We start from the raw sequence: 12,484 nt of genomic DNA, 5'->3' as shown, positions 1-12,484 counted from the left end.
TAAGCTAGGAAAATTATGAATAAAAGATACTCCTCACTGTATGGACTTTTGATAGTATGCTTTTTAATGAATAAAACAGATGCCCGAACAGAGCAAAAGTATTTGGCTCAAGCTGCCAGAGAACTTTCAGGAGAAATAAACACTCAAGCAGATAACCAAGCATCTTTTTCAATAAAAGAGCTCTCACCAATAAAACTTGCGCAAAAGGCCCTTCGTAAGGCCTTATCGATCACACCAAAGAGCATCGAACCAATTTCAGTTCGACAAGGAACTGCATTGGGTTCAGCAGAAGAAGCTATTCTTGCCAAGCGACAACCAACTATTAAAAAAACCATCGAATCTCTTGTTGGCCGCCCTCTGAAAGATCAAGATATTCCTCGTATTGCAATTGCTGCTAGTGGTGGTGGCGATCGAGCCATGATTACTTTCTTAGCATATCTCACCGCCCTTGAAGAGCTGAATGTGTTACCCGCATGCTCGCATGTAGCAACGCTTTCTGGATCAACATGGTCACTCGCTTCGATACTTGCACACAACAGGCCGCTTTCTGAAATGAAAGAGGTTTTTCACAGACACGAAGTTGAAACAACATTGCTTACCATGGATCATAAGGCTATTGCAAAAGCAATTGTACAAAAATTTGCTCGCGGACAAGCAGTATCTGCGTGCGATTTTTGGGGGGGATTTTTAGCCGATGGTTTCTTTAATGATCTTCCACAAGACAACCAAAAGGTGCATCTCTCATCTTTACAAGATGCTGCACGAAGCGGCAAATACCCTTTCCCTCTTTTTACTTCATCAATTGCGGGTGTTACCCCTTATGAATGGATGGAGTACTCTCCGTTTGAAATTGGATCTGATTTTTTAAAAAGCTGGATTCCAACCGAAGCGTTTGGCAAAAAATTTGATAACGGAACAACAACTGATGCATCACCTGAACAAACGCTCGGCTTTATGCTCGGCCTTTTTGGTTCAGCATACGCAGCAAACATTCGTGATGTGTTTGTAAATGCACTTCCCATAATTGAAACAGAGATAAAAAATATAACTGAAAAAAAAGGTCTTAAATCTGATATTGCTCAGCTTATCAATAGCACCGTTGTTAAAGATATTAAAGAACTTACTCAATCAGCTAAGCAACGAAAAATTATTGATACTGCACGCCTTTCACCCGCAACAGTACCCAACTTCACCTATGGGCTCAAAAATTCTCCTTTTGCTTCTTCAAAAAAATTGACGCTTATGGATGGCGCATTTGCATTTAATTTACCATTTCCTCCATTACTCAGACGTAATGTTAATCTTTATTTTGTCTGTAACGCTGGTAAAAACTATGGCCCATTAAAAAAAGCTGCGGAATATGCACAGCGCAAAGGATACAAATTTCCAAGTATTCCAGAGGGTGCGGCTCCTGAAGTAAGCTTGCTCTATGATGCCGCCGACCCTGAAGTACCAGTAATTGTCTACATTCCTCTTTTTCCAACTTTTGCAACAACAAAAATGATTTATGAACATGAAGAATTTAATACAGTATTCGATTACATGCATAAAACAGTGACTCAAGCAAAGTTAACAATCTTAAAAGCGATACGAATTGCTCTGAATAATAAACGAAAGCTTATAAAGCAACAACAAGCTGCTGCTCAAATAGATAAATCTGAAAAATAAATAGAAAGAGCTCGGACTCTTTTTAAGATCAAACCAGAACAAATTGTACAACTTGTAGTTCGTCAAGGAAGCGGGCTTCACCCTGATGAAATTACAAGAGAAACATCTCAAACGGATATCTCAAAAAAAATAATTAAACGTCGTTACAGAATAATAGCCACGAATTAATCAAATAGATCATTCTGACCAATCCCTTGCTGCCCGAATAGTTTTCGGCGCAGTAAGGGAATTTTTTTTGGAGGAATCACGCGCCCTCGTGATGTTTTTTGTAATAACCCTTGGCGTAACAAATAGGGTTCACAGACATCTTCAAGTGTTTCTTTGTCTTCACCAGTCATGGCTGCAAGCGTTTCAATGCCTACTGGTCCACCATCAAAGTCTTTGATCAAATGGATCAACACCATACGGTCAAGCTGATTGAGTCCATCTTCATCAATCCCCAAAAATTTGAGTGCTTGATCAACAACATCAATATCAACAACATTGTGCTTATGGACTTGTGCATAATCGCGAACTCGACGTAAAATACGTTTGACAATACGAGGAGTGCCGCGTGCTCGTCGACCAATAGTTTGTGTTGCCTCAGGCAAAATAGGTAGCCCCAAGAACTGGGCATTTTGTTTAACGATTGCAGCAAGCTCATCCGATTCATAAAAATTGAGTCGTTCAACTATGCCAAAACGCGTCTGTAGTGGCCCTGAAATCAGCGATGTTTTGGTTGTTGCACCAATCAATGTAAAGGGATTAAGTGGCAAACGAATCGATTTTGCACCAGCACCTTGTCCAATGATCACGTCAACACAAAAGTTTTCCATTGCGGTATAAAGAACCTCTTCAACGTTTTTTGGAAGTCGATGAATTTCATCAATGAATAAAATTTCATTGATTGCAAGTCCCGAAAGAATAGCAACCAAGTCACCCATCCGCTCAAGTACCGGCGCACTGGTTATCTTGACCGGAGCTCCAAGTTCTTTACCCATAACTTTTGCAAGCGTTGTCTTTCCGAGTCCAGGAGGACCAAACAACAAAAGATGATCCAATGGTTCGCTGCGCATTTTTGCAGCTGCAACAAAAACTTTTAATTTTTCTTTGATGAGCGTTTGCCCAAGATAATCATCAAATGAACTCGGTTCAAAAATATTCAACCGATCTTCTGGCGTCTCTTGCAAGCTTAAAAGTTCAATGGGGGCTTCTAATTTCATAGTACTCATCTGAAAATATGGTTACAGAGGACCTTAATCACCTCATTCTACCACAATCACATCAGATGCAAATAGATTTAAAAAATAGCTCTCTATTTACTTACTTTTTTTTACTTGCTTTTTTATTGTAAGCATCATATAAAATGCACTAATTATTTATCTTGCAGCACCCAGATTTGAAAGGTTTCCCTATGAACTTCTTGAAAAAAGTTACTTCAATCGCTTGCATCTTAATGATAACAAACACTCACCATATATTTCCACTTGGTATTTTTTGTGGAACCTACAGTACACCGGGAGCCTTACGTCCAGAAATGCTTGATGCTCATGACACACATAATAACGATGATATTTTTTATGCCGGTGTCTATGACGGTCATATTAAACCAAATGCGGCTAACTTCATTGCTCAGAATCTTTACATCAATATTGTTAATGATGAGAATTTCATGCACAGTCCTGAAATTGCACTTTTTAATGGGTTTATAAAAACCCATATAAAGTACGAAGGACAAGATGATGGCGCAACGGTAGGGGTTATTTTAGTTAAAGATGAGGTACTCTATGGAGCAAATGCTGGTGATGTTCAAGCCGTATTTTATAACTTTGATGGCGAAAAACTTCTGCCAAATCTATTAAGTCAAATTCACACAGTTGACCAAGAGCTTGATCGTTTAAAAGGACTCATGGATGATGCATGCAGTATTATCTCAACAAGTCCTCGCGATGATCATTATCCTTCAAGCTCTCAAAGGCAGTTGTCTCATCGCTCAAGAAGTCGCTCGATTAAGGCTCATACAACTATTTCAAATTCTTATGAAAAACAAACTTCATATATCCCCCAAGAATTAGCCGCAAGTCCTCGAGGTGTATCGCGTATTATTCAATATCCTCGCATTGAAGACGATTCAATTACATCAAGCCCTCGAATGAAAGACGATATCGTGAGGCGGCTCACTGGAGATGGTAGCATTAAAGAGGTTATGCTTCAGTCGGTCTATTTATCAAAATCTCACGCCGATGGAAGCGGTGAATTAATAAAGCCAAGCCGCGGAGTTTGCGACCATCGATTTGCACCCTATCTTATTCCAGATCCTTTCATATGCAAAATTCATCTACCCAAATTTGCCTCTGCTGCTGTTCTAGCATCAAAAAATCTTTGGCTTGTCATGGAACCTGAAGCAGTTGGCAACTTAGTAAATCAATTTTTAATTGAAGCATACGAGAAATTTCAGACAGATGAGCCATCTTGTCAAGTTACTCAGTACATAGCCCAAAAACTCGTTGAGAAAGCTTTCTCCATACAAGATGTCGGCAATCAAACCGTCACCGTTATTTTGTTTGACTTAGATGATAATTAAAAAAAATATTTTTCTGAGATTAGGTACTAGACAGATGCATTGGCATACTTTAAGCTATCATTGAACAATATTTGAATGGGTTGCTAGCTCAATTGGTAGAGCAACAGACTCTTAATCTGCAGGTTCAGGGTTCGAGTCCCTGGCGACCCACCAACCTCTGCCCAGGCTACGGTTGGCAGGCCAATTTTTTATAGGCTGAGCTTTACTTGTTTTTTCATACTCCAAACGATATCTCCTCTATGCACATCGAATAGTTCATTTCACGCAAGAGTGGCGAAACTGGTAGACGCACTGGCCTTAGGAGCCAGCCCTCGAAAGAGGATGGGGGTTCGAGTCCCCCCTCTTGCACCATAGCATCTCAAGCTCTCTATACATAACAAAACTTGACGTCATGTATGATCATTTTTTTATACTGAACTTTTCATACCTATCATCGATGTTCCCCCGAGACAGTACGAATGAAGGCTCGGACAAAAAAAGGAGATGCCATGGTTGATACTTTTTCAAACGCTCTTATGCCAGAGGCGATTTTATCTGAAGAAAACCAAAGTACACCCAAGAGTAATGACACAAGCAAACAAGCAAGTTTAGTACATCACTACCTATCTTTTTCTCATGTTCCAACATCATCCCACTTGATAAAAATTATCATTCAAGTTGGAAGTCATGTAGCAAAAAAAACATATGCTCAAACAATTGATTTATTTACACAAGGCTCACTTGAAGGATTTTCTACCAGCCTTATTCCTTCAGAGTATATTCAAGAACACTACAAGATGGAGATTTCTAAAAAAGTAAAAAATTTTCTCTTTCGTCATGCAGTTATTGATTTTTTATTACATAAAGCCCTTGAGCATAAAATTCCTTATGCCAACTACCCACGTTTAACCTCTATTGAAGAAGATTCCGCAGGAGCTTTATCGTATCACTTTGATCTTTCAATTGCCGACCCAATTGAATTAAAAGAATGGAAACACTTTTCCTTTAAATCTCCTAAGCGAAAAAAATATAAAGACCTCGATAAACAAGTTATTCATTTCTTAGAAAATGAAACTGCTGCAACCAAAAAGCAAAAAAATAACAATATTGAAGATAGCGATTGGGTACTCTTCAATGCGTTAGCTCTTGATAGACTTAATAACCCCATTTTTGAAGAGCTTTCAGATTTTTGGGTTAAAATTAAAACAAAAGATATTCCCAATCAATTCTCATTCCTTTTTCTTGGAAAAGGAGTCGGTGAATCATTTATCACGAATACTTTCGATCTTGATGATGCAAATGTTGACAACTACAACCCTAAGCAATTCAATTTCCGCATTACCATTAAGGCAATTACTAAGGGAACACATCTGTCACTTGAACACTTCAGAGGAATGTTCAAACTCAAAAATAAATTGGACATCCATAACAAACTCATGGAAGTTTTTTCGTATCGAAATGATATTTCACAACGTAAAACAATCATTGAAGAAATTTTCCATCTCTTCTTAGCAAAGCACCGTTTTGAAGTTCCTAAACATTTGGTACTCAGGCGACAAGAAGATATTCTTTTAGTTCTTATGCGACAAACCGACTATCAAGTATATAAATCTCAAAAAGATTTCCTTCAACAAGTTGAACTTTTGGCTGAAAAACAGCTGAAAGAAGAGATCATCATCGATCAAATTGCAACTCAAGAAAATGTTCGATGCGACATGAAAGATATGCAACAATATCTTCATCTTTTTAATAACAAGCGATTACGAGAGTTTATCTACTTCAAACCACTTTTGGAACAGATCGATGAAGCAAATAGACCCGTAAGTACTGGAATTTTAGAGCAAACGATTATGCGTGAAAAAACATTAAACCATATCATTCTTATGCTTACACGCTAAAAACAAACCCGCCAATATATTCAGATTGAAACATATTGGCGGGTTATTCATTTATAGAGTAAAAAATAGTGTTTACAGGGTGCATTCTAGCTTGCCGACTCGAGTTTTATAGGCTAGACTTATTCAAACTTGAAATGAGTTCTTGTATTAAATTCCCTAAAGGAGCTTGCTATGTCAGTAACCTATCAGCCAAGTAATCGTAAACGTAAGAAAAAGCACGGCTTTAGAAAACGTATGAAGACCAGTGACGGTCGCAAAATTATTAACCGTCGACGAGCAAAAGGCCGTACACGCCTGGCTGTCTAAGCCGACGTTTATTTGTATTTGCTTATGATGGTACGCATTTCTGCATTATTCAATTTTTCGCGATCAGAAGTAGCTCATCTTTATAGCAAAGCAAAGCTCAAGAAAAAAAGTTTGGGGCTTAAATTATTACAAGCCCCTCTTTCTATTCTAAACTCAATTCCAGATCAAACCATTCCGAATGCTCCGATCCTAACAGACCAGAACGCTTCCTTCGAAGATCCACATGTTCAGCACGGTAAGCTCTTGGTTGTTATCCCAAAAAAATTTGGTAACGCCTGTGCACGCAATCGATTTCGAAGACAAGTAAAAGCTATTTTTTATGAGAGCAAGCTCTACCTTCACCCAATTGAATCGGTTTTGATTGTCTATGCTCAAGCAAAGGCGCTTTCATTTGATCAGATCAAAGAATTTTTAAATACAAATATCCCGCTAAAAGATTAATCTCTATGAATAGATTTTATAGAATCATTCAATTTTTGTATGGCGCAGCTCGCCCGCTCCTGGGCTCGTACGATGTCTGCATCTACCCTGTTACCTGCAGCCAATACGCTGGAAAAGCATTCCAAACCAAGTCATGGCCGTTAGCCTTTGCGCTCACCTCACTTCGCTTGCTCAGCTGCAACCCACTAGGAGGACTTATTCGGGCATGGTGGTGGAAGCACTCCATAAAGTCCTAGTCATTAGAACCACTTTTTATTGAACCTCATTTAACAAAAAGGCATCTCTCTGATGCCCAATAAATACTTAAAATTACACTATTAACCAATCCTCGGATACCCCGTTTGACTAATTATTTCAAATAGTAAATACTGTTGTTATGGTTATATTTAATATCTATGGAGGTTATACCATGAAAACGATCCGTTTTATTTCAATATTATTGTTACTTTCTCTGTCCGCTAATATACAACTTTTTGGTAATCAAGATCGAAAAAGAGCAATAAAAGAAGTTCAAAAGAAAACACGATGTGCTCGAGTAAAAAAAGCACAAGAAAAAGCTCAGGTAAAAAAATCTGCTCAAGCTCAAAATCAAGCACAGAATTTGCCTGAAATGATATTTGAAGAACACGTTATAGAGAACAATAACTTGATACAGAAGAATAACTTGATACAGAAGAATGACAATATTATTATTCAAGAAGATCAAAATCAGAATCTAATAGATAATGCCAATGAAAATGAAGGCAATCAAGCAGAACGTCAATTACCAAACAAGAAACGTTATGCTCTTCTTCGTATAATAGCTGCATTTCCAGTTATGATACCTTATAAAAATATTTATGAAGCGGTATGCACAGAGCTTTGTAAATATGGAATTTTAGAATATTGTACAAAAGAAGAGCTTTGTACAATATGGCATAATATGACAGCGTGCACCGAGCTTTGTAAAGATGGAATTTTAGAATATTGTACGAAAGAGCAACTGTGCAATATTCATGATTTTTGGAAGCAATGCCCATGCAGCCTAGAAGACCTCCGCGGTTGCCTTCCTGCAATTTGCCAAAATCTTCCTTACTGCCCAGAAGTTGTTACCTGGTTGGCAGAAACTTTTTCTACAACTCCAGAAGCTATTATCAAAATGTTCGTATAATAAAAAGTTCTTTCTTTTTGCTATTTTAAAAACAAGGGCGTACTCATAAGGTTCGCCCTCTTTTATTACGCTCTATTTGAAAAAACAGATTTTATTTGCATTCAAAAATACCACCAAATTACCCTCGATCGTCAAATCGAAACAAATTCTATGCTTTTTTTATTTTTTTATGTCAGAATATATTTTCTACCTAATAGATAAACATCTGGATTACATGAATGCAAAGGAGTTCCACAGTGGCAAGCAGACAAAAAAAGATGCTTATACTCGGTTGTGGAGGCATTGCGCAATGCGCTCTTCCTTTAATGATTGATTTGATCGATATTCCAGCAAGCAATATCACTATCATAGATTTTGTTGATCAACGTGCACGAGTTGCCCAGACGCTTGAGCAAGGCGTTACTTACGTTCAAGATCGTCTTAACCAAGAAAACTATCATGCCATTTTAAGTCGCTATCTTAATGCCGGCGACATACTGGTTGATCTTGCATGGAACATTGATACCTGCACTTTACTGGATTGGTGCTACAATCATGATGTGCTTTTTATCAACACGTCAGTTGAACAGTGGGAACCATATCGCAACGTTGAACAGAAGAATCCAACCGAGCTTACGCTGTACGCACGTCAAATGGCTATACGTAAACTTGTTGCTACCTGGAACAAAAAAGGTGCAACAGCTATGGTTGACCATGGCGCTAATCCAGGGCTTGTTTCACACTTCACTAAACAAGCACTTATAGAAATTGCTCAAAAAATTTTATTTCAAAAACCAACCGACCAACGACGAAAAGCTCTTGAGCAAGCATTGCAGAATAAAAACTTTGCAATGCTTGCTCAGCTTGTCGGCGTTAAAACCATTCATATCTCAGAACGAGATACCCAAATAACCTCGCAGCCCAAGCGCGTTAATGAATTTGTAAATACATGGAGTGTTGAAGGCCTTATTGAAGAAGGAATGGCCCCTTCAGAACTGGGATGGGGCACACATGAAAAGACAATCCCCCACGGTTCACGACTTCATGAAAATGGCCCCAAAAATCAAATCTGTCTTGCTTCTATGGGGATTAACACACTCGTTCGCTCGTGGGTTCCCTCTGGACCAATCATCGGCATGGCTATTCGTCACGGTGAAGCATTCAGTATTTCTGATTATCTGACCGTCTGGGAACATAAAAAAGTTGTTTACCGGCCAACAGTCCATTACGCTTACTGCCCAAGTGATGCAACAATCGCTTCGCTACTTGAACTCCGTATGCGTAACTTTGTTGCGCAGCCGAAACAACGCATCATGAATGATGACATCATTGATGGAGTTGATGAACTTGGATGCCTTTTAATGGGACACGACTTTGGTGCGTGGTGGATTGGAAGCATCCTTGATATTGCTCAAGCCCGCAAACTTGTTCCTGGACAAAATAGCACGTCGGTACAAGTTGCCATTAGCGCTGTTGCTGCAATCAAATATATGCTTGATAATCCAAATCTTGGCTTTTGCTTGCCTGACGATTTCGACCATGAAACTATCCTTGCAATCGCAAAGCCATATCTAGGAAAATTTATTTCACAACAAAGTAATTGGACACCGCTGAGCAGTGAAAATCAATTTTTTACATTTGGAAAATCAGCACCATCTCCAAAAGATATGTGGCAATTTTCAACATTTCTAGTTCAAAGTAATATTTACTGATTCAAACCTTCAAACCGCCCAACACGCACACGAGCCATATCTTGTGCGTTGACATATTGAGCTGCAACTTTATTGACCTCATCAAGTGTTATGGTTTGAACACGCTCTAAAAGCTTATCAAAGTAATTAAATCCTAATTTAAGCGATTCTTGATAAATAAATGCTTTTGCAGTTCGCTTACAACTTGCCGTCACATCGATAAGTTTTTTGAGCTGATTCTGACGGGCTGAAATCAGTTCGGCTTCGGTCATTCCATGTTCACCCATATTCGTAATTACTTCACAAATTTTTTCTTCAGCAAGCTTTAACTGCTCACCTTTAACTAAAGTTACAACATAATCATAACCTGGAAATTTTGAACACCGAGCTGCAAATCTGCCTCGTGAAGAATAAAATAATCCCGTTTGTTCTCTCAGCTTGTACATGCGAGAACCAAAAGATTTAAATAACGCTGAATTAATCATTTTTATTGAAATGAGCGCATCATCATAGAGTGTAAGAGGTGATGGTTTACCGAGCATAAGAGCAACTTGATTGCGCAACATTGGAATATCAATCTGCTCACCAGGCACAAAATTTGCCGCTGGTAGCTTAAGAGGAACATACGCCCCGACTTCTTCCCACAAACCAAAAATACGTCGTGCCTCTTTTTCCATTTCATCAACATCAAAGTCTCCAACGATTGATACCATCAAATGTGCTGGGCATATATATTTTTGATGCAACTTAATCAAATCTGCACGCGTCAGATGTTCAAGATCTTGAATTGCTTGATCAAAGGTCCAACTAAACGGAGTGTCTTTATAAATAAGATTAAGAAGCTCTCGCCGAGCAAGCGAACGAGGAACATCTTGAGCATGGTAGTAATGACTGACCTTGCGTGCTTTAATACGATCAATACTATCCTTAGGAAGTATTGGCTGCATGACAATATGAGCAAGTCGCTCAAGAACATCAACCGCATCATGTGCAAGCGCCGTACAGCAAGCACCTGATGAACTAAATCGGTATTTAACACCACGCTGTTCAAAGAAATCAACCAAATCCTTCTTTGAATATCCCGAACTTCCCTCCATCAACATACTCATCATAACACCAAGAGCGCGACCTTCTCGTGCTCGAGCAAAATATTCAGCTTCTTTAAGCTTGCAACACATCGCAACAATTGGCCAATTCTTGTTAGATTTGAGCATAATCTTTAAACCATTTTCAAGCTCAAATACTCGATCTGGCTTGGGAAAACTAAAATCAAAAGGCTCAGGATTTTTCATCGTATCCGCCACTCGAGGTTTTTCTAGTGGGGATGTTCGTTTATGTGCTTTTAAAATTTTACGCTCAACCTTGTCCCAAATTTTACGTGAAGCTTCTATAAACTCTCGCTTATTCTCTGGAACAGGAACTATTTCAATCTGATTCATAAGAAAGGGATCAAGATAACGCGCTCCAAAATTCTGAAGTTGCTCTGAGGTGACCAACTCATAACGATTTTGCCGTTTAAAAATTTCAAGCTCATCATCAGTACTAAAAAATGATTTAATCCAGCGATACGTGAAGTCTTTATTATTTGACATCTTTTCCAAGAAAGAACGCGTTTTGCCATTGATCATACGTATAATTTCTTCATCTGAAAAACCGGTTTCAATAATTGAGCTTAAAACTTTTTGTACAATCGAACGACATTTTTCAGACTTTCCCAGCACAGGATCAACAAATACAAAAAATATACCACCGTTCATGAGTTTAAAGTTTTTTGTAAACACCGATGTTGCTACTTTTTTTTCCTCAACCAACATTTGATACAATCTACTTTTTCTGCCTTTTCCTAATAAGGATTCAAATGCTGATGCAACCAATTCGGTTTCATCCATGATTCCTGGAACTGCCCAATAAAAACCAAGCCGTTCTTTCTTAACATCCTGAAAAATGCGCGTTGTATGAGTTATCAACTCGGGCATTCCATTAGAAAGTTCTTTAACAACCGACTCTGGTGCAATTGGAATTGATTCAAATTTTTCAGTAGCGCACGACAATGCTTCATTAATATCAACGTCACCAACAATAAAAAGCGTTGCTCGATCTGGACGATAATATTTTTTATAAAAGGCTTCAACTTGCGCAGCGGTTATCGAAATTAGATCTTCTTTGTATCCAATGACAGGATCATGATACGGATGATTAGGAGGGAAAATAAGCTCGGCAGCTTTTTGAGACATAAGGCGCGAATAGTTATCTCGATGCATACGCAATTCTTGAATAATTGTTTTAACCTCTGAAGCCAAATAATCGTGATGGAAACGAGCATTTTGCATACAATGCGCAAGTAAATCAACAAATGGTTTCCAGTTGTTTTTATTTACTTCAAAGTAATAACTGGTAGCATCTTGCCCGGTAAACGCATTAAATTTTGCTCCATACCTCCTGGCAATAGCTCCAATGTCAGTTTCGGAAAGTTTATCTGTTCCCTTAAAAATAAGATGCTCAAGAAGATGCGCCAACCCACGCTCCCCAGACTCTTCAACCGCAGCTCCAATATTGTAGGCTATTTGAACGAGTACTTTAGCAGAAGATGGGTTTTCAAAGGCTACAACTTTCATCCCATTTTTCAATACCACTTTTTTTATTTTACCTTCAGGAATAGCAACCCTGGTTGTTCTATAAACATTCCCCATATTTTTATAGCGATAACCAAAATAACACAGTAGGCCAATGAGGGTTACAACAGTTACACAAATTACAAAAAGTCGAGTAATTGATTTGCGATGAATAGGCAAAAACAAGTTCATGCACA

The 12,484-nt window shown here is 38.5% G+C and carries 10 protein-coding genes and 2 tRNA genes; 10 read left to right on the top strand and 2 right to left on the bottom strand.

The genetic code is table 11. The features are described 5' to 3' along the window. The first annotated feature begins 15 nt into the window (after positions 1 to 15). On the top strand, positions 16 to 1,668 hold the full coding sequence (locus JST56_07645; GenBank protein MBS1988828.1) for a hypothetical protein: 1,653 nt from the start codon (positions 16 to 18) through the stop codon (positions 1,666 to 1,668). 164 nt (positions 1,669 to 1,832) lie between these two features. On the opposite strand, the gene ruvB is transcribed toward JST56_07645, so the two are convergent. Further along, positions 1,833 to 2,870 carry a Holliday junction branch migration DNA helicase RuvB gene (gene ruvB, locus JST56_07640; GenBank protein ID MBS1988827.1) on the bottom strand — a complete coding sequence of 346 codons (1,038 nt, stop codon included), beginning with the start codon at positions 2,868 to 2,870 and terminating at the stop codon, positions 1,833 to 1,835. 191 nt (positions 2,871 to 3,061) lie between these two features. Between ruvB and JST56_07635 the strand changes: the two genes are divergently transcribed. The 9 genes from JST56_07635 to JST56_07595 all read left to right on the top strand — a co-directional run bounded on the left by JST56_07635 (position 3,062) and on the right by JST56_07595 (position 9,696). Then, complete coding sequence (locus tag JST56_07635) at positions 3,062 to 4,231, top strand: hypothetical protein (GenBank protein ID MBS1988826.1); 1,170 nt, start codon at positions 3,062 to 3,064, stop codon at positions 4,229 to 4,231. A 77-nt stretch (positions 4,232 to 4,308) separates the two neighbouring features. After that, positions 4,309 to 4,384, top strand: a tRNA-Lys gene (locus tag JST56_07630). Between the two features lie 111 nt (positions 4,385 to 4,495). Continuing rightward, positions 4,496 to 4,582, top strand: a tRNA-Leu gene (locus JST56_07625). Positions 4,583 to 4,719: 137 nt separating this feature from the next. Beyond that, positions 4,720 to 6,108 carry a hypothetical protein gene (locus tag JST56_07620; protein MBS1988825.1) on the top strand — a complete coding sequence of 463 codons (1,389 nt, stop codon included), beginning with the start codon at positions 4,720 to 4,722 and terminating at the stop codon, positions 6,106 to 6,108. 171 nt (positions 6,109 to 6,279) lie between these two features. Continuing rightward, a complete protein-coding gene (rpmH, locus tag JST56_07615; protein MBS1988824.1) occupies positions 6,280 to 6,414 on the top strand; it encodes a 50S ribosomal protein L34 in 135 nt (44 codons plus the stop codon). A 24-nt stretch (positions 6,415 to 6,438) separates the two neighbouring features. Beyond that, positions 6,439 to 6,855, top strand: a complete 417-nt coding sequence (rnpA, locus tag JST56_07610; GenBank protein MBS1988823.1) for a ribonuclease P protein component — start codon at positions 6,439 to 6,441, stop codon at positions 6,853 to 6,855. A gap of 5 nt (positions 6,856 to 6,860) precedes the next feature. Then, on the top strand, positions 6,861 to 7,091 hold the full coding sequence (gene yidD, locus JST56_07605; protein MBS1988822.1) for a membrane protein insertion efficiency factor YidD: 231 nt from the start codon (positions 6,861 to 6,863) through the stop codon (positions 7,089 to 7,091). Positions 7,092 to 7,264: 173 nt separating this feature from the next. Beyond that, positions 7,265 to 8,005, top strand: coding sequence for a hypothetical protein (locus JST56_07600; protein MBS1988821.1), 741 nt, complete (start codon positions 7,265 to 7,267; stop codon positions 8,003 to 8,005). 218 nt (positions 8,006 to 8,223) lie between these two features. Next, positions 8,224 to 9,696, top strand: coding sequence for a saccharopine dehydrogenase NADP-binding domain-containing protein (locus JST56_07595; GenBank protein ID MBS1988820.1), 1,473 nt, complete (start codon positions 8,224 to 8,226; stop codon positions 9,694 to 9,696). On the opposite strand, the gene JST56_07590 is transcribed toward JST56_07595, so the two are convergent. Further along, entirely contained in the window at positions 9,690 to 12,479 is a 2,790-nt protein-coding gene (locus JST56_07590; GenBank protein ID MBS1988819.1) for an insulinase family protein, read from the bottom strand. The two genes, JST56_07595 and JST56_07590, sit on opposite strands and share 7 nt — an antisense overlap. Positions 12,480 to 12,484 lie beyond the last annotated feature (5 nt).

The organism is Candidatus Dependentiae bacterium (assembly GCA_018266175.1).
Classification (GTDB): domain Bacteria; phylum Babelota; class Babeliae; order Babelales; family RVW-14; genus JAFEAY01.
Note: the sequence above shows the minus strand (reverse complement) of the source record. Positions and strands in the feature narration are given on the sequence as shown.